The 19709-nt window shown below is 69.7% G+C and carries 22 protein-coding genes and 2 pseudogenes; 6 read left to right on the forward strand and 18 right to left on the reverse strand.

The genetic code is table 11. The features are described from left to right. Window positions 1-73: 73 nt before the first annotated feature. Entirely contained in the window at window positions 74-730 is a 657-nt protein-coding gene (locus OO67_RS22990) for a DUF4232 domain-containing protein (RefSeq protein ID WP_033303404.1), read from the reverse strand. A 141-nt stretch (window positions 731-871) separates the two neighbouring features. Here OO67_RS22990 and dapA point away from each other — a divergent pair, with 141 nt between their 5' ends. Then, complete coding sequence (gene dapA, locus OO67_RS22995; protein ID WP_033303077.1) at window positions 872-1759, forward strand: 4-hydroxy-tetrahydrodipicolinate synthase; 888 nt, start codon at window positions 872-874, stop codon at window positions 1757-1759. Here dapA and dapD read toward each other — a convergent pair. The 3 genes from dapD to OO67_RS23010 form a co-directional block, all read right to left on the reverse strand. Then, a complete protein-coding gene (gene dapD / locus OO67_RS23000) occupies window positions 1756-2754 on the reverse strand; it encodes a 2,3,4,5-tetrahydropyridine-2,6-dicarboxylate N-succinyltransferase (protein ID WP_033303078.1) in 999 nt (332 codons plus the stop codon). The two genes, dapA and dapD, sit on opposite strands and share 4 nt — an antisense overlap. Window positions 2755-2891: 137 nt before the next feature. After that, entirely contained in the window at window positions 2892-3440 is a 549-nt protein-coding gene (locus OO67_RS23005; protein WP_033303079.1) for a TetR/AcrR family transcriptional regulator, read from the reverse strand. Next, the gene (locus tag OO67_RS23010; protein ID WP_033303081.1) at window positions 3440-3760 is read right to left on the reverse strand and encodes a DMT family transporter; all 321 of its coding nucleotides are present in this window, start codon (window positions 3758-3760) and stop codon (window positions 3440-3442) included. The genes OO67_RS23005 and OO67_RS23010 overlap by 1 nt, the downstream gene beginning before the upstream one ends. Before the next feature lie 156 nt (window positions 3761-3916). On the opposite strand from OO67_RS23010, the gene OO67_RS23015 reads away from it, so the two are divergent. Then, entirely contained in the window at window positions 3917-5065 is a 1149-nt protein-coding gene (locus tag OO67_RS23015) for a hypothetical protein (protein ID WP_208861067.1), read from the forward strand. A 48-nt stretch (window positions 5066-5113) separates the two neighbouring features. Here the strand turns inward: OO67_RS23015 and OO67_RS23020 are convergent, their stop codons facing one another. Both OO67_RS23020 and OO67_RS23025 read right to left on the reverse strand, forming a co-directional pair. Beyond that, window positions 5114-5323 carry a DUF397 domain-containing protein gene (locus OO67_RS23020; RefSeq protein WP_033303084.1) on the reverse strand — a complete coding sequence of 70 codons (210 nt, stop codon included), beginning with the start codon at window positions 5321-5323 and terminating at the stop codon, window positions 5114-5116. Next, window positions 5320-6144 (reverse strand): helix-turn-helix domain-containing protein, encoded by an 825-nt coding sequence (locus OO67_RS23025; RefSeq protein ID WP_033303085.1) that lies wholly within the window; start codon window positions 6142-6144, stop codon window positions 5320-5322. The genes OO67_RS23020 and OO67_RS23025 overlap by 4 nt, the downstream gene beginning before the upstream one ends. A gap of 108 nt (window positions 6145-6252) precedes the next feature. Here OO67_RS23025 and OO67_RS40660 point away from each other — a divergent pair. Further along, a pseudogene (locus tag OO67_RS40660) lies at window positions 6253-6438 on the forward strand (hypothetical protein); the annotation flags it as partial. 283 nt (window positions 6439-6721) lie between these two features. Here OO67_RS40660 and OO67_RS38690 read toward each other — a convergent pair. The 10 genes and pseudogenes from OO67_RS38690 to OO67_RS40525 form a co-directional block, all read right to left on the reverse strand. After that, window positions 6722-6916 (reverse strand): hypothetical protein, encoded by a 195-nt coding sequence (locus OO67_RS38690; protein ID WP_157841717.1) that lies wholly within the window; start codon window positions 6914-6916, stop codon window positions 6722-6724. 602 nt (window positions 6917-7518) lie between these two features. Continuing rightward, window positions 7519-7699 (reverse strand): annotated as a pseudogene (locus OO67_RS40885) (hypothetical protein); the annotation flags it as partial. A gap of 517 nt (window positions 7700-8216) precedes the next feature. Next, a complete protein-coding gene (locus tag OO67_RS23035; protein ID WP_014045248.1) occupies window positions 8217-8555 on the reverse strand; it encodes a metal-sulfur cluster assembly factor in 339 nt (112 codons plus the stop codon). Continuing rightward, window positions 8552-9007 (reverse strand): Fe-S cluster assembly sulfur transfer protein SufU, encoded by a 456-nt coding sequence (sufU, locus tag OO67_RS23040; RefSeq protein WP_033303087.1) that lies wholly within the window; start codon window positions 9005-9007, stop codon window positions 8552-8554. The genes OO67_RS23035 and sufU overlap by 4 nt, the downstream gene beginning before the upstream one ends. Window positions 9008-9025: 18 nt before the next feature. Further along, window positions 9026-10294, reverse strand: coding sequence for a cysteine desulfurase (locus tag OO67_RS23045; protein ID WP_033303088.1), 1269 nt, complete (start codon window positions 10292-10294; stop codon window positions 9026-9028). After that, window positions 10291-11055, reverse strand: coding sequence for a Fe-S cluster assembly ATPase SufC (gene sufC, locus OO67_RS23050; protein WP_033303089.1), 765 nt, complete (start codon window positions 11053-11055; stop codon window positions 10291-10293). Before sufC ends, OO67_RS23045 begins: the two co-directional genes overlap by 4 nt. A gap of 7 nt (window positions 11056-11062) precedes the next feature. Continuing rightward, window positions 11063-11380: a bifunctional 3-phenylpropionate/cinnamic acid dioxygenase ferredoxin subunit gene (locus OO67_RS23055; protein ID WP_033303091.1), complete on the reverse strand. Its 318-nt coding sequence runs from the start codon at window positions 11378-11380 to the stop codon at window positions 11063-11065. A gap of 1 nt (window position 11381) precedes the next feature. After that, window positions 11382-12563 (reverse strand): Fe-S cluster assembly protein SufD, encoded by a 1182-nt coding sequence (gene sufD / locus OO67_RS23060; protein ID WP_033303093.1) that lies wholly within the window; start codon window positions 12561-12563, stop codon window positions 11382-11384. A 60-nt stretch (window positions 12564-12623) separates the two neighbouring features. Beyond that, entirely contained in the window at window positions 12624-14045 is a 1422-nt protein-coding gene (gene sufB, locus OO67_RS23065; protein WP_033303094.1) for a Fe-S cluster assembly protein SufB, read from the reverse strand. Beyond that, window positions 14042-14782, reverse strand: coding sequence for a helix-turn-helix transcriptional regulator (locus OO67_RS40525; protein ID WP_033303096.1), 741 nt, complete (start codon window positions 14780-14782; stop codon window positions 14042-14044). Before OO67_RS40525 ends, sufB begins: the two co-directional genes overlap by 4 nt. A gap of 234 nt (window positions 14783-15016) precedes the next feature. Here OO67_RS40525 and OO67_RS23075 point away from each other — a divergent pair, with 234 nt between their 5' ends. The 3 genes from OO67_RS23075 (at window position 15017) to OO67_RS23085 (ending at window position 17784) form a co-directional block, all read left to right on the forward strand. Next, the gene (locus OO67_RS23075; protein WP_033303098.1) at window positions 15017-15943 is read left to right on the forward strand and encodes an ABC transporter ATP-binding protein; all 927 of its coding nucleotides are present in this window, start codon (window positions 15017-15019) and stop codon (window positions 15941-15943) included. Then, a complete protein-coding gene (locus tag OO67_RS23080; RefSeq protein WP_033303099.1) occupies window positions 15940-16707 on the forward strand; it encodes an ABC transporter permease in 768 nt (255 codons plus the stop codon). Before OO67_RS23075 ends, OO67_RS23080 begins: the two co-directional genes overlap by 4 nt. A 96-nt stretch (window positions 16708-16803) precedes the next feature. Next, window positions 16804-17784, forward strand: a complete 981-nt coding sequence (locus tag OO67_RS23085) for a COX15/CtaA family protein (RefSeq protein ID WP_033303100.1) — start codon at window positions 16804-16806, stop codon at window positions 17782-17784. A 413-nt stretch (window positions 17785-18197) separates the two neighbouring features. On the opposite strand, the gene OO67_RS23090 is transcribed toward OO67_RS23085, so the two are convergent. Both OO67_RS23090 and OO67_RS23095 read right to left on the reverse strand, forming a co-directional pair. Next, complete coding sequence (locus OO67_RS23090; protein WP_033303101.1) at window positions 18198-18566, reverse strand: hypothetical protein; 369 nt, start codon at window positions 18564-18566, stop codon at window positions 18198-18200. 99 nt (window positions 18567-18665) lie between these two features. Further along, the gene (locus tag OO67_RS23095; protein WP_078598191.1) at window positions 18666-19619 is read right to left on the reverse strand and encodes a heme o synthase; all 954 of its coding nucleotides are present in this window, start codon (window positions 19617-19619) and stop codon (window positions 18666-18668) included. Window positions 19620-19709 lie beyond the last annotated feature (90 nt).

Raw genomic sequence — 19709 nt, forward strand, 5'->3', positions numbered from 1 at the left:
CTCCGGGCGCGCCCCTGCGGTGCGCCTGCGACCACGACCCTCGTACCTCGAGCGCGCTCGAGGTCAAGGCCGGTCATCGGGTAGGCCCCGCCCGCCAGGCCGTCGTGTTGAGCTCGTCCATCAGGCGGATGTCGTGGCCCTCCAACGGGAAGACCCGGGCCCCCGTGTCCGGGGCGGCGGCGATCTCCAGGGCGTCACCCTCGATGAGGTCACCGCCCTCCTTGGTGGAGACCCAGGCCAGCGTCGATCCGACGCTTGCGCCGGGCTTCAGCATGACCTCCTCCGGCCCCTCGTCGTTGCCGAACATCGATCCGCCCGCGTTCACCGGGACGGGGATGCGCCCGCCGTCCTCGCCCAGCGCCCGGACGGACGGGTAGCCGTGGACGCGGTAGGGCCGCTTCCCGCAGTTGGTGAGCGTGAGCGTGACGGCGCGGTGGAACATCGCCGTCTGGACGGGGCCCATGTCCACGACCACGCCGGAGGCGGGGCAGCCGGCGGCCGAGGCCGCAGGGCGGGTCGCGCCCCGCGCGGGCGCGTTCGTCGTGGCCCCGGCCTCCGGGCCGGGCACGGGCCGGGCGGGCACGGACGGGGCCGGCCGTGACGCTCCGGTGGGGCCCGGATCCCGGTCCGGCTCCCCCTCGCCCGCGGGGACGAGGAAACCGGCACAGCCCGACAGCGTCAGAATGACCACCGTGACCACGGCGGCCGAGAACTTCCTCCGTACGCGCATGCCGTACACCCCACCCCGGAACGGTTCGTCGCCACTCTGTTCGATCCTGTCAGACCGCGCCCCCACCGTTCAGCGTCTCTTGCCCGTCACCCCAAGCAGATCTAAGTGGACCCACACGGTCCGTACGCCGAGACTGCGGAGATGACATCCCACACGGCCAGGCCCTTCGGCCGCGCCCTCTGCGCCATGATCACGCCGTTCACCGCCGCAGGTGAACTGGACCTGGACGCCGCCCGCCGTCACGCCGCGGGTCTCGTGGCGGACGGCTGCGACGGCCTGGTGCTCAGCGGCACCACCGGCGAGTCACCGACCACGACGGACGAGGAGAAGACCGCGCTGCTGCGGGCCGTCCGGGAGGCGGTCGGCGGCACGGTCCCGCTCGTCGCGGGGGTCGGCAGTTCCGACACCCGGCACACGGTCCGGCTCGCGCAGGAGGCGGAGGCCGCGGGCGCCGACGGCCTGCTGGTGGTGACCCCGTACTACAGCCGCCCCCCGCAGGCCGCCGTGGAGGCGCATTTCCTCCGGGTCGCGGAGGCCACGGGCATCGGGCTGATGCTGTACGACATCCCGGGACGCACCGGCACGCGGATCGAACCGGCGACCCTGCTGCGTCTGGCGGAACACCCACGCGTCCTGGCGGTCAAGGACTGCTCGTACGACCTGCTCGCGGCCACCCGGGTGATGGCGCGGACCTCGCTGGCGTACTACTCGGGATGCGAGGAACTCAATCTCCCTCTGTACGCACTCGGCGGGGCGGGCTACGTCAGTACGGTCGCCAACGCCGCCCCGCGCCAGATGCGGGCCGTCCTGGACGCGTTCGACGCCGGGGACACCGACGGGGCCGCCCGGCTCAACGGGCTCACCGCCCCGCTGATCGAGGCCATGATGGCCGCCGGCCTGCCGGGCACGGTCACGGCGAAGGCGCTCCTGGACGCGGGCCCGGTCCGTGAACCGCTGCAGCCCGCCGGCCGCGAGGCGACCGGCGGGCTGCGTGAGGTGTACGAGGAACTCCTCGCCGCGACCGCTTAGTTGTGGCTGTGGAGTACGTCGTTGAGTCCGCCCCATACCGCGTTGTTCGGGCGGGCCTCGACGGCGCCGGTGACCGAGTTGCGGCGGAAGAGGATGTTCGAGGCGCCGGACAGCTCCCGGGCCTTGACGACCTGGCCGTCCGGCATCGTGACCCGGGTGCCGGCCGTGACGTACAGCCCGGCCTCGACGACGCACTCGTCACCGAGCGCGATCCCGATGCCGGCCTCGGCGCCGATCAGGCAGCGCTGCCCGATGGCGATGCGCTCCTTGCCGCCGCCGGACAGCGTGCCCATGGTGGACGCGCCGCCGCCGATGTCGGAGCCGTCGCCGACGACGACGCCCGCGGAGATGCGGCCCTCGACCATGGAGGTGCCGAGGGTGCCCGCGTTGAAGTTGACGAAGCCCTCGTGCATCACGGTCGTGCCCGACGCCAGGTGCGCCCCGAGCCGGACCCGGTCGGCGTCGGCGATCCGTACGCCCTTGGGGGCGACGTAGTCCGTCATCCGGGGGAACTTGTCCACCGAGGTGACCTGGAGGTGCAGGCCCTCGGCACGGGCGTTGAGCCGGACCTTCTCCAGGTCGTCGACGGCGACCGGGCCCAGTGAGGTCCAGGCGACGTTGGCGAGGAAGCCGAAGATGCCGTCGAGGTTCTGCCCGTGGGGCTGGACGAGACGGTGCGAGAGCAGGTGCAGCCGCAGGTAGGTGTCGTGCGCGTCGAGCGGCTTGTCGTCGAGCGAGGAGATGACCGTGGACACGGCGACGACCTCCACCCCGCGGCGCGCGTCCACACCGATGGCCCTGGCCGCGCCCTCACCGAGACGGTTCACCGCCTCTTCGGGACTCAGACGCTGCGTGCCGGCCGGACCGGGCTCGGCCGCGAGCTCGGGGGCGGGGAACCAGGTGTCGAGGACGGTGCCGTCCCCGGCGACGGTGGCGAGGCCGGCGGCGACGGCGCCGGTGGTGCGGGCGGAGCCCTGGGAAGTCGTGTCGGTCATGAACAGAACCTAACCGTCCGAGCCCCGCGCGGGCGAACCGGTCTCAGGTGCCGGAGGCTTCCGGCACACGTCCGGCGCGTCGGGTACCGGGCGGTGACGGACGCACCGCCGTCCGCCCGGGCATCGTCCGAACGGTCTCAGCGCCCGGCCCGGCCCGCCACCCTGGCCAGCATCTCCCGGGCGTACTCCGGGTCGAACTCGCCCCCGGTGAGCAGCACCTGGAGGCTGATCCCGTCCAGCAGGGCCGCGAGCGCCCGCGCGGTGGCCCGGTCGGTGCGGTCGGCGATCAGGACGGCCAGGGCGTCGGCCCACTCGGCGGCGACCGGCCGCAGGGCGGGCCGGCGCAGCGCGGCGAGGTACAGCTCGTACTCCAGCGCCAGCGGCCCTCGCCCCGCGGTGAACCACTCCCCCATCAGCCGGGCCAGCCCGTCGGCCAGCGGGACCGCGGGATCGGAGAGGTACCGGCTCTCCCGCACCGCCCGCGCGAAGCTGTCGTTGCACCGGCGCAGGGCGGCGACCAGCAGCTCGTCGAGCGAGGCGAAGTGATACGTCGTCGAGCCGAGCGGCACGTCGGCCTCGGCGGCCACGGCGCGGTGGCTGAGCCCTCCGATACCCCGGTCCGCGACGACGCGGACGGCGGCGTCGATGATGCGCTCGCGACGCTCCGGGTCGTACCGCCGGACCATCAGTGGGCTCCTCCGAGATTGAGGACGACGACCCCCGCGATGATCAGCGCGATGCCGGCCAGCTTGACGAGGCCGGCGGACTCGCCCATCCAGAGGATGCCGATGGCGGCCACGGCCGCGGTGCCCGCCCCCGCCCAGATGGCGTAGGCGGTGCCGATCGAGAGCGTCTTGAGGGTCTGGGCCAGCAGGGCGAAGGCCAGCACGTAGCCCACGACCGTGATGAGCGAGGGCCACAGCCGGGTGAATCCCTCGCTGTACTTCATGGCCGTCGTCCCGGCCACCTCCGCCGCGATGGCCGCGGCCAGCATTCCGTATCCCATGTGTACGACCGTACACAAGGTTGCGTACGGCCGTACACAACGCGTGAGCCCCCGTCGTGACGGTCAGGACGGGATTCGGGGGCGCCGGGGGACGCTACGGTGTCCGCACCGGTAGGACCGGATGACAAGCCGACAGAACGAACAAGCGGAGCAGTGGTGGCGCAGGACGCAGGGTGGGGCGGGGGCGCCTACGGGGGCGCGTACGGCGGAAGCCCGTATGGGGGACCGCCCGGGTGGGGCGGCTGGGTGCCGCCGCCGAAGCCGGGGGTGATACCGCTCGCCCCGCTGCGACTGGGGGACGTGCTCGGCGGTGCCTTCTCGACGATGGGCAGGTACTGGAAGCAGTTGTTCGGGATGGCAGCCGTCCTCTACGGCGGCGCCGCGCTCCTGATGGCGACGGCGGTGGCCGTCGCCTACTCCGCCGTCTCCGGCCATCTGGAACGGGTGGTCTCCCTCGACTACGACGAGAGTGCCTCGTCGGCTGACATCGTGCCGCTCGTCACCGCGGGCAGCGCCCTCGCGTTGCTGGGCATCGTCATCATGGCGATCGTCTCCGGCCTGATGTACGCGGCCGTCCCGACCGTGCTGCAGGAGGCGGTCCTGGGCAGGCCCATCGCCTTCGCGGCGGTGTGGCGCAGGGCCTGGTCCCGCGTCGTTCCCGTGATCGGCGCTCTGATCCTCACCGCCCTGTTCGCCGTGGTGCCGGTACTGCTCCTCATGGCGGCCTTCGTCGCGATGATCGTCAGCCTCGTCACCATGGACAGTGGCAGCGGCGCCGGCGTCGCCGTCTCCCTGGGTGTCGTCGGCGCCCTGATCACCGGGCCGCTGGCGGTCTGGCTCTGGATAAAGGTCTGCCTGGCACCGGCGGTCGTGGTCTTCGAGCGCCAGCGGCCCGTCGCCGCACTGCGCCGCTCGTCGCAGCTGGTGCGCGGCGACTGGTGGCGGATCTTCGGCATCACACTCCTGGCCGGTCTGATGGCAGCAGTGGCCGGCTACGTCATCCAGATGCCGTTCTCGATCCTCGGCCTCTTCCCCGGCATGATCGGGACCGCGTCGCTGGACGAGGACCCGAGCGCCGCGGCGGTGATGGTCGCGATGAGCGGCTATCTGATCGCGACCCTGCTGGGGCAGATGGTGAGCCAGATCATCTCGACGACGTTCCCGCAGCTGGTGACCGGCCTGCTCTACGTCGACCGGCGGATACGGACGGAGGACCTGGGCCCGGTACTGGCCGAGGCCGCCGGCGTCCCCGCCCAGGGCCCCTACCCGCCCCCGCCGTACGGGGGCGGCGCCCCTCGGTGGTGACGTCCCGTCACCCGGAGCCTCCCCCGTGCGGCGGAGGCCCGGAGGGGGTCAGACGGCGCCGAACTCCTCCGTCTTGACGCCCGCCACGAACGAGGTGAACGCCCGGCAGGTGACCGTCAGAACCGGACCGCCCGGGTTCTTCGAGTCGCGCACCGGGACGACGCCGCGCGATGCCACGAACTCGGCGGCGACCTCGACGCAGTTACCGCCGTTGTTGCTGTAAGAGGACTTGAACCAACGGGGAGAGCCGGTCGTCACAGGGTGCCCTTTCGTACCTCATCGATCATGACCACGGATGCAGCCTGGGAGAGCGCTTCGGCCTGGAGCTGATGGTAGGCGGTCAGCATGGGCAGGACTTTCACGCCCTCCCGTTCCAGGTGCCCCTGTGCCTGGGATTCGGCATAGGCGACCACGGACCAGTCAGGCAACGTCAGCAGGTTCACCGGCAGGTCGAACGGGCGGCGCTCCCCTATCGTGAAAGGCGCGATCTGAAGCACGGTGTTGGGCAGCCCGGCGCATTCGACCAGCTTCTGTAGTTGGGCACTCATGACCTCAGGGCCACCGACAAAGCGGCGGATACAGCTTTCGTCCATCACCACGAGCATCATGGGGGGTTGCGAGCGAGCGAGCGCCGCCTGGCGCTCCGCCAAAAAGACAACGCGCTCGTTCGCCAGCTCAGGCGTGATGGCACCTCGCCGGACGGCACTGTCCGCCAGGACGCGAGCGTACTCCTGCGTCTGCAGCAGCCCCGGAACGATCCCGATCTCGTACAGGCGGATCTCCACCGCGCGGCCTTCGTGCTCGACGTACTCCGGAAAGCCTTCCAGCAGACTGCCGTGGCGCATCTCGCGCCACTCACGTTCAAAGGTGTCCCCGACCCCCAGCACCTCGTCCACACGTCGCACGAGACGCAAGGTCGGCATCTTGCGACCAGTTTCGACGGAGGAAAGATGCGTACTGGAGTACCCCGTGCGGGTACCCAACTCATCCTGCGTCCACTGACGTTCCACACGCAGCCGCAGTCGTGCCCCAAAGGCCGCTTGCGGAGAGCTCTCTGGATCCAACTCCTTGATGTTCATCGGGCAGACGCGACCTTTCGTCCTTGCGTGACACGTTGCTCGCCTTTCCGACAGCAAGCCACCCTGATGCCCTCACGTAGCGGAATGACTACAGAGAGGTGCGGCGCCATGTGTGCAGCCAGAGGCTTTCCCGGGCAGGAACCGGCGCAAGGTCCGGCCGCCGGATTGCCCCGCAGATGCCGGGAATGCGGTCGGCTCCGCCTGGCCGAGGCCGAAGCGGCGGCACGGCACGACTACAGCGAGGCGACGGACTGCCGCGTGCTGCTCCGCCGCCACCGGCTCACCGCGGACTGCCCGGAGCGGGGGGAAGGAATGACGGAGCTGGATCCGCCGCCCCTCCCCGAGTTCGATCCGCTGCGCTTCCCGCCGTGCGTGTGCCCTCGCTGCCGCGCAACTGAGGGCGGCAGTGAAGGCCAGGACTCCCCAGCCATAAGGGAGTTGCGCGCGAGGGTCGCCAAGGAGAACGGGCTGCGCAGCTCGATCCGGCGAACCACCTGACGGGCGGGCTCCGGTCCGTGTGGCGGTGAAGACACGACCAGGATCCCGCACGTCGGGTACCTGGTTCGTCAAGAACCTGTCACCGGGACGTGAACCAGGCCGCAAGCCCGCTTCCCGTGGCCGTGGCGAGAGCTGCCACCAGCCATCCGGGAATGCGCTGGACGACTAAGTACAGTCCGCCGCACCGGAGTTCGAAGGCTGCTGGTGGCTTGGTCTCCGCTCTGCGGCTCATCTCGGTGTCCTCACGTAGGTCTCTGCTCGGCTTGGACTGCATGTCCTCTTGTCTCCTGTCGCGCGCCGTTGCGCGGCGTAGGTGAGAAAAACGACGTACCGCCGCGACGCCGGCCAGCTCAGGATGACGCTATGCCGCTGGGTGTGGCGCCCGGTCAGTTAGCGGCCGTTTCGTTCCACAACTCCGAGGTCAGGCAGCTGCGATCAGGGCCTTTTGTGGAGCACAGGTGCATGTAGTGCAGATCAGGGGGCTGCACTGCCCCCGTGGCGTATGGCGCTGATCGGTGCTCAAGGCTATCGCTGCCCACCGGGGTACCGTCATCAGCCGCATGTGTACAAAGGCCGCGCAGGAACTTTGACACTCCGTACATGCACTCCAGAGACTGCTCCGCCGCACGTCAGACGCGTATGTGCCGGGGGAAGACCAGGAGGCCCCAGGAGTCCGTCCCCCGGGGGAGGCGAGCGACCCCGCTACGCGGTGTGCAGGTAGTAACGCTGGAGTCATCGCAGGGTCAGCGGTACGCACACGGGCATGCTGCACGCCGGCCGAGCGTCGGACTTGGCGACGGAGCGGATGTGCCCGGCGAGCCGGAGGCTGCGGGAGCCCTCTCGGGCTCCCGGCCGGGTCATGCCCTCACCGCCGGCGACCTGCGGGTGGATCACGACGGGGATGCGGCGTCCTTGCCGGGACAGCTCGTTCGCCACGGAGTCCGCCAGGAATCGCACGCCGTCGGTGACCACCTCGACGACGGAGTGATCGCAGGTCCCCCGTTTTCTCTCCACCGCCAGGGGCGTGCGCCCGCACGTTCGCCGTAGTCCGAAGCCGCTGTCCCTCCCCCCGCCCCCTGCTTCGGCACCGGTCAGGGTCAGGGGACGTACACACGCATGCTAAGAGCTTTCGCCCCTCCCCCGCGGACCCTGGGCCCGGCCTTCCTCCACGGCCCTGCCCGGCTCTTCGCCACCGTTGCGATCCCCGACACGAGGGACGACATCCACGACGAAGCCGAGGTGGAAGCCCGATGACCGTGATGGACGCCGCCCTGATCAGTACGGCGCCGAGCTGACCCGAGCGCTGACCACATCTACCTCGTGACTGTCTGCCGTGTGGGCGCTTCCCCGCACGGTGGGCCAGACCAGACTGATCACGTGGCTGGAGGTGTACAGGTTGGTGGGATCTGCGCCGGTCACCAGGAACGGGCGGGCGACGGAACGTCACGGGTGACGGCGGCGGGCCGGAACACACGAACGGCCATGCCCCGGAATTTCTGGGGCATGGCCGTTCGACGTGCGGGGACGAGGTGTGGCCGAAGCGGCCGACCCCGCCGGAGCGGTGACTCGGACGCTCAGACGTTGAAGCCGAGCGCGCGAAGCTGCTCACGGCCGTCGTCGGTGATCTTGTCCGGGCCCCACGGCGGCATCCAGACCCAGTTGATCCGCAGCTCGCTGACGATGCCGTCGGTGGCGGACTTCGCCTGGTCCTCGATGACGTCGGTCAGCGGACAGGCCGCGGACGTCAGCGTCATGTCGAGCGTCGCGATGTTCGCGTCGTCGACGTGGATCCCGTAGATCAGGCCCAGGTTGACGACGTCGATACCCAGCTCGGGGTCGACCACGTCGTACAGCGCCTCGCGGACCTCCTCCTCGGAGGCCGGCTTGGTCGTGAGGGTCTCGTTCTCGCTCATGCCGTCTTCCCTTCGGACAGCGCCTGCGCCGTCGCGTCTTTCCACGCCATCCAGCTGAGCAGCGCGCACTTGACCCGGGCCGGGTACTTGGAGACACCGGCGAACGCGACCGCGTCCTCCAGCACCTCCTCCATCGCGTCGTCCGGCTCCAGCTGCCCCTTGGACTGCATCAGTTCCAGGAAGGTCTCCTGGATCTTCCGCGCCTGACCGAGCTCCTTGCCGACGAGCAGCTCGTTGAGCACGGAGGCGCTGGCCTGGCTGATGGAGCAGCCCTGGCCCTCGTAACTGACGTCGGCGATGGTCTCGCCTTCGTATCTCACGCGGAGCGTGATCTCGTCGCCGCACGTCGGGTTGACGTGGTGCACCTCGGCGTCGCCGTCCCGCAGGCCACGCCCGTGGGGGTGCTTGTAGTGGTCCAGGATCACTTCCTGGTACATGGAATCAAGCTTCACCAGTCAACCCTCTGCCGTCTAACCGAAAAAGTTCCGCACGTGCTCCAGCCCGTCCACCAGGGCGTCGACCTCGGCAGGCGTGGAGTACAGGTAGAACGACGCTCGCGTCGTCGCAGGAATTCCGTACCGCAGGCAGACCGGGCGTGCGCAGTGGTGTCCGACCCGGACGGCGATGCCCAGTTCGTCGAGCACCTGACCGACGTCGTGGGGGTGGATGTCGCCGAGCGTGAAGGAGATCGTCGCACCGCGGTCCTCGGCCGTCGCAGGACCGATGATCCTGAGGTCGGGGACCTCCAGGAGCCGCTTCACCGCGTACTCGGTGATGGCCTGCTCATGGCGGTGGATGTTCTCCATGCCGATCGCGGAGAGGTAGTCCACGGCCGCGCCGAGGCCTACGGCCTGCGCGATCGGAGGCGTACCCGCCTCGAACTTGTGCGGAGCGGGGGCGTACGTCGAGGAGTGCATCGACACGGTCTCGATCATCTCGCCACCGCCGAGGAAGGGCGGGAGGTCCTCCAGGAGCTCCTGCCGTCCCCAGAGCACACCGATGCCCGTCGGGCCGACCATCTTGTGGCCGGTGAAGGCCACGAAGTCGGCCTGCAGCGCCTGCACGTCGAGCACCATGTGCGGGGCGGCCTGCGAGGCGTCGATGCAGACCAGCGCGCCGACCTGCTGGGCCCGGCGGATGATCTTCTCGACCGGGTTGATCGTGCCCATGATGTTGGAGACCAGCGTGAAGGAGACGATCTTCGTCTTCTCCGTGATGATCTCGTCGATGTCCGACAGGTCGAGCCGGCCGTCGTCGGTGATGCCGAACCACTTCAGCTTCGCGCCGGTGCGCTGCGAGAGCAGCTGCCACGGGACGATGTTGGAGTGGTGCTCCATCTCCGTGGTGACGATCTCGGTGTCGCTGTCGACCCGGTAGGGCTCATCCGCCCAGCCGAGCATGTTGGCCACGAGGTTGAGCGACTCCGAGGCGTTCTTGGTGAAGATCACCTCGTTGCGGCTGGGTGCGTTGATGAAGGCCGCGACCTTGTCGCGGGCACCTTCGTACAGCGCGGTGGCCTCCTCCGCGATCGTGTACACACCGCGGTGGACGTTGGCGTTGTGCCGCTCGTAGTACTCGTTGAGAGCATCGAGCACCTGGCGCGGCTTCTGCGAGGTCGCCGCGCTGTCCAGGTAAACGATCTTCTTGCCGTCGTGGACCGTGCGGTCCAGGATCGGGAAGTCCTTGCGGATCGCCTCGGTGTCGAGGAGGCCGGAGAGCCCCTGTCGGGCGTCAGTCACGCGGAAGCGCCACCCTTCGTGTAGGCCTCGTAGCCCTCGTTCTCCAGCGTGTCCGCGAGCTCGGCGCCGCCCGAGGCGGCGATGCGGCCGTTGGCGAAGACATGCACGTAGTCGGGCTTGATGTACTTGAGGATGCGGGTGTAGTGCGTGATCAGCAGGGTGCCGACCTCGCCGCTCTCGCGCACCCGGTTGACGCCTTCGGAGACGGTCTTCAGCGCGTCGACGTCGAGGCCGGAGTCGGTCTCGTCGAGGATCGCGATCTTCGGCTTGAGGAGCTCCAGCTGCAGGATCTCGTGGCGCTTCTTCTCACCGCCGGAGAAGCCCTCGTTGACGTTGCGCTCGGCGAAGGCGGGGTCCATCTGGAGCTCGGCCATCGCCTCCTTGACCTCCTTCACCCACGTCCGCAGCTTGGGGGCCTCACCGCGGACGGCGGTGGCGGAGGTGCGCAGGAAGTTGGAGACCGAGACACCGGGGATCTCGACCGGGTACTGCATCGCGAGGAACAGGCCGGCGCGGGCCCGCTCGTCGACGGACATCTCCAGGACGTCCTCGCCGTCCAGGGTCACCGTGCCACTCGTGATCGTGTACTTGGGGTGACCCGCGAGCGAGTAGGCGAGGGTGGACTTGCCGGACCCGTTCGGGCCCATGATGGCGTGGGTCTCGCCCTGCTTCACGGTCAGGTCGACGCCCTTGAGGATCTCCTTCGTGGCGTTGTCGGCCTCGACGGAGACGTGCAGGTCGCGGATTTCAAGCGTTGCCATGGGTGACTCAGGACTCCTGGGTGACGGAGACGAGCACATCGTCCCCTTCGATCTTTACGGGGTATACGGGGACGGGGCGCGTCGCGGGAAGACCGGACGGCTTGCCGGTGCGGAGGTCGAAGCTCGATCCGTGCAGCCAGCACTCGATCGCGCAGTCCTCCACCTCGCCCTCCGACAGCGAGACGTTCGCGTGCGAGCAGACGTCGTTGATCGCGAACACCTCGCCCTCGGTGCGGACGACGGAGACCGGCGTGCCGTCGAGCTCCACCCTCTTGGGGGTGTCGTCCTCCAGCTCGCTCAGCGCACAGGCTTTGACGAAGGCCATCTCAGACCGACGCCTTCAGCTCGGCCTCGATCTTGTCGAGGAGCCGGGCCTCGACGTCGGGCAGGCCGATCTGCTGGACCAGCTCGGCGAAGAAGCCGCGCACGACGAGCCGGCGGGCCTCCTCGGCCGGGATGCCGCGGGACTGCAGGTAGAACAGCTGCTCGTCGTCGAACCGGCCGGTCGCCGATGCGTGGCCGGCGCCGACGATCTCGCCGGTCTCGATCTCCAGGTTCGGTACGGAGTCGACACGGGCACCGTCGGTGAGAACCAGGTTGCGGTTCATCTCGTAGGTGTCGGTGCCCTCGGCGGCGGCCTGGATGAGCACGTCGCCGATCCATACGGCGTGGGCGTCGTCGCCCTGGAGCGCACCCTTGTACACCGCGTTGGACTTGCAGTGCGGGGTGTTGTGGTCGACCAGGAGACGGTGCTCCTGGTGCTGGCCCTTGTCGGTGAAGTACAGACCGAAGAGCTCGGCCTCGCCGCCGGGGGCGGCGTAGGCGACCCGCGGGTGGAGACGGACCAGGTCCCCGCCGAACGTCACGATGATCGACTTGAAGGAGGCGTCACGGCCGACCAGCGCGTTGTGCTGACCGACGTGGACGGCCGTGTCGTCCCAGTCCTGGACGGAGACGACGGTCAGCTTCGCACCGTCGCCCAGGACGTAGTCGACATTGGCCGCGAGCACCGCGTCACCGGTGTGGTCGATGACGACGACCGCCTCGGCGAAGGCGCCCAGCTCGATGAGCTGGTGTCCGTAGGCCACACCGCCCTCGCCGTGCACGGTGATCCGGACCGGCTCGGTGAGCACGGCCTCCTTGGCGACCGTGACGACCGAGGCGTGCTGGAAGGACGAGTACGCCTGGGCGGCGACCCGGTCCACCGGGGTGCCGGCCCTGCCGAGCCGCGCGTCGTCACGGCCGACGGTCTCGACCGTGACGCCGGACGGCGCCTCGACGACGACCTTGACGCCGTCACCGGTGGCGACGGCGGTGCCGTCGTGCAGGCCGCGCAGCCGCTCCAGCGGCGTGAACCGCCACTCCTCCTCGCGGCCGTGCGGGACCGGGAAGTCCGCGACGTCGAAGGACGGGGGGGCGCTCATGCGCGTGGCGACGGTGGACTCGGCCGCCACCGCGATGGACCCGGCGGTGGTGGAGCCCGCAGGGATGTTCTGAGCCTCAGCCATGGCTGTCGTAGTGCTCGCTTTCTCAGTCAAGAACTCTTCGGGACGCGGTCGGCGGGCGTGCTAGCCGACCGAGCCCTCCATCTGCAGCTCGATCAGCCGGTTGAGCTCCAGGGCGTACTCCATGGGCAGCTCCTTGGCGATCGGCTCGACGAAGCCGCGCACGATCATCGCCATGGCCTCGAACTCCGTCATGCCGCGGCTCATCAGGTAGAAGAGCTGGTCCTCGGAGACCTTGGAGACGGTCGCCTCGTGACCCATCGACACGTCGTCCTCGCGGACGTCCACGTACGGGTAGGTGTCCGAGCGGGAGATGGTGTCCACGAGCAGTGCGTCGCACAGCACGTTGGACTTGGCGCCCGGCGCACCCTCGCCGATCTCGATGAGACCGCGGTAGGAGGTGCGGCCACCGCCTCGCGCCACCGACTTGGAGACGATGTTGGAGGAGGTGTTCGGTGCCATGTGGACCATCTTGGCGCCGGCGTCCTGGTGCTGGCCCTCGCCCGCGAAGGCGATGGACAGGGTCTCGCCCTTGGCGTGCTCGCCCATCAGGTAGACGGCCGGGTACTTCATGGTGACCTTGGAGCCGATGTTGCCGTCGACCCACTCCATGGTCGCGCCCTCGTACGCCACGGCGCGCTTGGTGACGAGGTTGTAGACGTTGTTCGACCAGTTCTGGATCGTCGTGTAGCGGCAGCGGCCGCCCTTCTTCACGATGATCTCGACGACCGCGGAGTGCAGGGAGTCCGAGGAGTAGATCGGCGCGGTGCAGCCCTCGACGTAGTGGACGTAGGCGTCCTCGTCGACGATGATCAGCGTCCGCTCGAACTGGCCCATGTTCTCCGTGTTGATACGGAAGTAGGCCTGGAGCGGGATCTCCACGTGCACGCCCTTCGGCACGTAGATGAAGGAGCCGCCGGACCACACGGCCGAGTTCAGCGAGGCGAACTTGTTGTCACCGACGGGGATGACGGTGCCGAAGTACTCCTTGAAGAGCTCCGGGTGCTCCTTCAGCGCGGTGTCGGTGTCCATGAAGATGACACCCTGCGCCTCCAGCTCCTCGTTGATCTGGTGGTAGACGACCTCGGACTCGTACTGCGCGGCGACGCCGGCGACGAGGCGCTGCTTCTCCGCCTCGGGGATGCCGAGCTTGTCGTACGTGTTCTTGATGTCCTCGGGCAGGTCCTCCCAGGACTCCGCCTGCTTCTCCGTGGACCGCACGAAGTACTTGATGTTGTCGAAGTCGATGCCCGACAGGTCCGAGCCCCAGTTCGGCATGGGCTTCTTGCCGAACAGCTTCAGGCCCTTGAGACGGAGCTTCAGCATCCACTCCGGCTCGTTCTTCTTCTCCGAGATGTCGCGGACGACAGCTTCGGACAGGCCGCGCTTCGCCGCCGCGCCTGCCGCGTCGGAGTCGGCCCAGCCGAATTCGTACGTGCCCAGACCCTCGAGCTCAGGGTGGGCAGTCTCCGTGGGGAGCGTCATGCGGGGTTCCTCCCGGCCGTACTTGCAGATGCTGAATGGGTGGTCTGTGGTGCTGTGGGGCTGCTGCGCGGAACGAACGTCGTGCACACACCGTCGCCGTGGGCGAGAGTGGCGAGACGCTGCACATGGGTCCCGAGCAGGCTGGAGAAGAATTCCGTCTCCGCCTCGCACAGCTGCGGGAACTGCTCGGCTACGTGCGCGACCGGGCAGTGGTGCTGGCACAGTTGCTCGCCCTGCTGAGCGCCCGGCGCGCTACGCGCCGTAGCAGCGTACCCGTCGGCGGACAAGGCCTTGGCCAAGGCCTCGGTCCGCGCCTCGGGGTCCGCGGCCTCGATCACGGCACGGTACGCGTCGGACTGGGCGGCCATCCTGGCGCGGGCGAAAGCGACGAGCGCCTCGTCCCCCGCCGTGTCGGCGATCCAGCGCAGCGCGTCGACGGCGAGCTTGTCGTAGGACTGGTCGAACGCGTCCCGGCCGCAGTCGGTGAGGGCGAAGACCTTGGCGGGACGGCCACGGGTCCGCGCCCCGTACACCCGCTGCTCGCGGGCCTCGACGACGTCGTCGGACACGAGGGCGTCCAGATGGCGGCGAACCGCCGCCTGTGTCAGGCCGACGCGCTGGGCGATGTCGGCGGCGGTGGACGGGCCGTGGTCCAGGATGGAGCGCGCGACCCGGTTGCGCGTCGAGCGCTCACCGGTCGCGAGTTCCTCCTGAGGAGCCTCGCCAACGTATTTCACAACGCCATTGTTGCGTAATTCCTCCGGGCGTGACAACCCGCCTCGGAGCCGGACACGGTGCCCTTCATCACTTAGGTAGACCTAAGTTGACCTGCGGAAACAGGCGATCACAGCAGGCCGTCGCAGGTGGCCGCCCTCCGGGCCGGTCCACGGCCGGGCCGGCGGGAGGGCTCGGAAGAGCTGGGGGAACCCGGCGCGCCGGACCCCTCACCTGCCAGCCTAGACTTGCCCGCCATGAGCAGCGAGCCCGTCGTACAGGCCAGGGGTCTGGTCAAGCGGTACGGCACCAGAACGGCGGTCGACGGCCTCGATCTGGAGGTCGCGGCGGGCGCGGTGACCGCGGTCCTCGGCCCCAACGGCGCAGGCAAGACCACCACGGTCGAGACCTGCGAGGGATACCGCCGTCCGGACGAGGGGACCGTACGGGTCCTCGGCCTGGACCCGGTCGCGGATGCCGCCGCGCTCCGTCCCCGCATCGGCGTGATGCTGCAGTCCGGCGGGGTCTACTCCGGCGCCCGCGCCGACGAGATGCTCCGCCACATGGCGAAGCTCCACGCCCATCCGCTGGACGTCGGCGCGCTCGTCGAGCGGCTCGGACTCGGCAGCTGCGGCCGCACCACCTACCGGCGGCTCTCGGGCGGCCAGCAGCAGCGGCTCGCGCTGGCGATGGCCGTCGTCGGCCGCCCCGAGCTGGTCTTCCTCGACGAGCCGACGGCGGGGCTCGACCCGCAGGCCCGCCGCTCGACCTGGGACCTGATCAGGGAGCTGCGCACCGACGGGGTGTCGGTCGTCCTCACCACCCACTTCATGGACGAGGCCGAGGCACTCGCCGACGACGTCGCCGTCATCGACGCGGGACGGGTCATCGCCCAGGGCAGCCCGGAGCAGCTGTGCCGAGGCGGCGCCGAGAACACCCTGCGCTTCACCGGCCGCCCCGGTCTGGACCTCGGCTCCCTGCTGAAGGCACTGCCCGACGGCAGCCAGGCCGACGAGCTGACCACCGGCGCCTACCGCATCGCCGGGCAGATCGACCCCGAGCTGCTGGCGACCGTGACGTCCTGGTGCGCCCAGCACGGCGTGATGCCGGAGGGCATCGCGGTGGAGCGGCACACCCTCGAGGACGTCTTCCTGGAACTGACCGGCAAGGAGCTGCGCGCATGAGCGCCGGTACGTACACCCCGCGCCCCGGCGCCGCCCCCCTCCCCCGCATGATCGCCGCGCAGGCAGCCCTGGAGACCAGGATGCTCCTGCGCAACGGCGAGCAGCTCCTGCTGACCGTGGTCATCCCGGCACTGCTGCTCGTGCTGTTCAGCGCGGTCGACATCATCGACACGGGCGCGGGCGAGCCGGTCGACTTCCTGGCGCCGGGCGTCCTCGCGCTCGCGGTGATGTCCACGGCCTTCACGGGCCAGGCCATCGCGACCGGTTTCGAGCGGCGCTACGGGGTGCTCAAGCGGCTCGGCGCCTCGCCCCTGCCCCGCTGGGGCCTGATGGCGGCGAAGACCCTCTCGGTGCTGGTCACGGAGGTACTGCAGGTCGCCCTTCTCACCGTGATCGCGTTCGCCCTGGGCTGGGCGCCCGAGGGCAACCCGCTCGCGGTGCTGCTGCTCCTCCTGCTGGGCACCGTGGCGTTCTCCGGGCTCGGGCTGCTGATGGCGGGGACGCTGAAGGCGGAGGCGACGCTGGCCGCGGCCAACCTGGTCTTCCTGCTGCTCCTGGTCGGCGGCGGGGTGATCGTGCCGCTGGACAGGTTCCCGGACGCGGCGCAGTCGGTCCTGGGTCTGCTTCCGATCTCGGCACTCTCCGACGGGCTCAGGGACGTCCTGCAGCACGGCACGGCGATGCCCTGGGCCGACGCGGCGGTCCTGGCCGTCTGGGCGGTGCTGGGGCTGGGCGCCGCGGCCAGGTTCTTCCGCTGGGAGTAGGGCACGGGAGCAGGACAGGCGGGACATACCGCCGGTGTCCCGGCGCATCCGGGATCGGCACCCCCTCGTGAAAACATGCACAAGCCGTTGCCTACGATGGTCCGCGTGGAAACCCCCATCTCCTACATCGCCAAGCGCTGGACACCGTCGGTGAAGACGGCCAGGCGCGCCGCACTCGTCGCGGTCGCGATGACCGTGTTCATCATCGTCACCGGCGGCGCGGTCCGGCTGACCGGTTCCGGTCTGGGCTGCGACACCTGGCCCAAGTGCACCGACGACAGCCTCTTCGCCACGCCTGAGCAGGGTCTGCACGGCGCCATCGAGTTCGGCAACCGGATGCTGACCTACGTCCTGTCGGCCGCGGTCGGCTGGGCGATCATCGCGGCGCGCTCCGTGAAGCCCCGCCGACGCGGTCTCACCCGCCTGGCGTGGTCGCAGTTCTGGCTGGTGCTGGGGAACGCCGTCATCGGCGGGATCACGGTCTGGGCCGGCCTCAACCCGTGGTCGGTGGCCGGGCACTTCCTGCTCGCCAACTGCCTGCTCACGGTGGCCGTGATCACCTGGGTGCGGATCGGCGAGGGCGACGGCGCACCGCGGCCGCGCGCACCGCGCCCCGTGCGGCAGCTGTCCTGGGCCGTCGTCGCGACCACGGTCGTCCTGATCGTGCTCGGCACCACCGTGACCGGCTCCGGCAAGCACGCGGGCGACAGCAGCGACGTACCGCGCATGCCGTGGGACTGGAGCGCCGCCGCACACATCCACGCCATCGCCGCCTGGGTCGTCTGTGCCCTGGCCGTCGCGATGTGGTTCGCCCTGCGCGTCGTCGACGCCCCCGCCGACACCCGCGCCCGGGCCCGGGACCTGCTGATCGTGCTGCTGGCGCAGGGCGCCATCGGATACGTCCAGTACTTCAGCGACGTACCGGAGCTCCTGGTCGGCATCCACATGCTCGGCTCGGCCCTGCTGTGGATCGCGGTGCTGCGTCTGCACCTGTCGCTCCGCGAGCGCCCGGTGGCCGGCGCCGGCATTCCCGCGCCGGTGGCCGGGGACCTGCCGGAGCACGCCGCCGCGCACTGAGCGGGAGCCGCACCCCGGCTCGTCCGCCCGGCCCTGCGGCCAGGGTGCGTCCGCCCCTGGACCGGTGCCGCCCCGCCCTCCCCCGGACGATTACCGGTCACCGACCGCGCGTCGTCCGGGGGAGGGCGGGGCGATGGGCATGTGCTCAGGGGTCCACCGCATGGCCTGTTCCCACGAGAAGGGCGGGGACGTGGGGGCTTCGCGGACCGGCCCGGCCCCTGCGCCGCGCCCGGCTTCCCGCGGTACCGACCGCTGCGCCCTTGCCGATACCCGTGGCCGCGGGAGGCCTGGGCCCACGTGCCACGGACGCCGTGCCCGCACCGTGAAGCCCCCGGGCCCGGGCCCGGAGAAGTCCTGGCCAGGGCCCTTCGTCCGGATCGGGCTGGATCAGGGGGCGTGGTCCGGTGGTGGGGCTAGGCGTTGTCGTTGGACGGGCCGCCCACCTGGATGCCCGCCATGCGCGACCACTCGTACGGGCCGGTGCGGACCTTGGCGGCGAACTCGCCGTCGAAGTCCTCGTGCACGGTGATGCCCGCCTTCTGTGCGGCGCTCTCCGCGACGGCGTAGGAGGGCGCGACCAGGTCGCCCCATCCGCCGTCCTCGCCGACCAGGACGATGCGGGTACCCGTCTGGCCGAGATAGGCGAGCTGCCCCTCGGCACCACCGTGCGCCTTGGCGAAGGCACCGATCTGCTTGGCGAGCTTCGCAGCCCTGCGCTCGGCGCGGGCCGCCTGCTTGCTGTCGTCCGTCTGCTGGGTCCGGGGCTCTGCCGTCTCTGCCATGGACAGGATGCTACCGACGGGTAGATCGACTGGCGACGGGCGGGGGGCGTGGCGTCGGCCACGTCCCCCGCCCGTCGGCGGAGCTGCTTGCGTGCGGGACTACCTCAGGAAGGGGTCCACCGCGACGGCGACGAAGAGAAGCGAGACGTAGGTGATGGACCAGTGGAACAGCCGCATCTCCTTGAGTTTCACGCCCGTGACGCCGGCCTTCGCGCGATTCTGCAGACCGTGTGCCTCCCAGAGCCAGAAACCACCGGTCAGCACCGCCACCAGTGTGTAGAACCACCCTGTGTAGCCCAGCGGGGTGAGCAGCAGCGAGACGCCGACCATCACCCAGCTGTAGACGACGATCTGGCGGGCCACCACCTGGTTGGAGGCGACGACCGGGAGCATCGGGACGCCGACCCGGGCGTAGTCCTCCTTGACCTTCATCGACAGCGGCCAGTAGTGCGGCGGCGTCCAGAAGAAGATGACGGCGAAAAGAATGACGGCGGCCCAGCTCATCGAATTGGTCACGGCGGACCAGCCGATGAGTACCGGCATGCAGCCGGCGATTCCGCCCCAGACGATGTTCTGCGAGGTGCGGCGCTTCAGCAGCATCGTGTAGACGACGACATAGAACAGAAGTGCGCCGAGCGCGAGGGCCGCGGAGAGCCAGTTGACGAACAGTCCGAACCAGACCGTGGAAATCACCCCGAGGGCGATTCCGAAGGCAAGGCACTCACGTGGGCTCACCATGCCGGTGACCAGCGGACGCTGCGACGTGCGGTCCATCAGCGCGTCGATGTCGCGGTCGATATACATGTTGAGCGCATTGGCACCGCCTGCGGAGAGATATCCGCCGATGGTGGTGGTAACTACGAGCCAAAGATCGGGCACGCCCTGAGCGGCGAGGAACATCACCGGAACGGTGGTGATCAGCAGCAGCTCGATGATGCGCGGCTTGGTAAGCGCCACGAATGCCTTGATGCGGGCCCCGAACGGGCGATGGCCCCCTGGGCTCGGAGTCAAGGCGACCCCTGCGGGTCGGGACTCGACGGCCGTCACGCACACCCCTGACAGAGAAATCCCAGCAAGCTCCGGGCCTGAAGACCCGGTAAAGACTTGCGCGAACCAGACCACTGTAGACGTTGGGCATACGCC

This window comes from Streptomyces atroolivaceus (genome assembly GCF_000717025.1).
Taxonomy (GTDB): domain Bacteria; phylum Actinomycetota; class Actinomycetes; order Streptomycetales; family Streptomycetaceae; genus Streptomyces; species Streptomyces atroolivaceus.

What these genes read in the sequence shown, in the direction of transcription:
- OO67_RS22990 (WP_033303404.1), bottom strand. Translation starts at nt 730, where the DNA reads ATGCGCGTACGGAGGAAGTTCTCGGCCGCCGTGGTCACGGTGGTCATT.
- dapA (WP_033303077.1), top strand. Translation starts at nt 872, where the DNA reads ATGACATCCCACACGGCCAGGCCCTTCGGCCGCGCCCTCTGCGCCATG.
- dapD (WP_033303078.1), bottom strand. Translation starts at nt 2,754, where the DNA reads ATGACCGACACGACTTCCCAGGGCTCCGCCCGCACCACCGGCGCCGTC.
- OO67_RS23005 (WP_033303079.1), bottom strand. Translation starts at nt 3,440, where the DNA reads ATGGTCCGGCGGTACGACCCGGAGCGTCGCGAGCGCATCATCGACGCC.
- OO67_RS23010 (WP_033303081.1), bottom strand. Translation starts at nt 3,760, where the DNA reads ATGGGATACGGAATGCTGGCCGCGGCCATCGCGGCGGAGGTGGCCGGG.
- OO67_RS23025 (WP_033303085.1), bottom strand. Translation starts at nt 6,144, where the DNA reads ATGAACATCAAGGAGTTGGATCCAGAGAGCTCTCCGCAAGCGGCCTTT.
- OO67_RS38690 (WP_157841717.1), bottom strand. Translation starts at nt 6,916, where the DNA reads ATGCAGTCCAAGCCGAGCAGAGACCTACGTGAGGACACCGAGATGAGC.
- OO67_RS23035 (WP_014045248.1), bottom strand. Translation starts at nt 8,555, where the DNA reads ATGAGCGAGAACGAGACCCTCACGACCAAGCCGGCCTCCGAGGAGGAG.
- sufC (WP_033303089.1), bottom strand. Translation starts at nt 11,055, where the DNA reads ATGGCAACGCTTGAAATCCGCGACCTGCACGTCTCCGTCGAGGCCGAC.
- OO67_RS23055 (WP_033303091.1), bottom strand. Translation starts at nt 11,380, where the DNA reads ATGGCCTTCGTCAAAGCCTGTGCGCTGAGCGAGCTGGAGGACGACACC.
- sufD (WP_033303093.1), bottom strand. Translation starts at nt 12,563, where the DNA reads ATGGCTGAGGCTCAGAACATCCCTGCGGGCTCCACCACCGCCGGGTCC.
- sufB (WP_033303094.1), bottom strand. Translation starts at nt 14,045, where the DNA reads ATGACGCTCCCCACGGAGACTGCCCACCCTGAGCTCGAGGGTCTGGGC.
- OO67_RS23075 (WP_033303098.1), top strand. Translation starts at nt 15,017, where the DNA reads ATGAGCAGCGAGCCCGTCGTACAGGCCAGGGGTCTGGTCAAGCGGTAC.
- OO67_RS23080 (WP_033303099.1), top strand. Translation starts at nt 15,940, where the DNA reads ATGAGCGCCGGTACGTACACCCCGCGCCCCGGCGCCGCCCCCCTCCCC.
- OO67_RS23085 (WP_033303100.1), top strand. Translation starts at nt 16,804, where the DNA reads ATGGTCCGCGTGGAAACCCCCATCTCCTACATCGCCAAGCGCTGGACA.
- OO67_RS23090 (WP_033303101.1), bottom strand. Translation starts at nt 18,566, where the DNA reads ATGGCAGAGACGGCAGAGCCCCGGACCCAGCAGACGGACGACAGCAAG.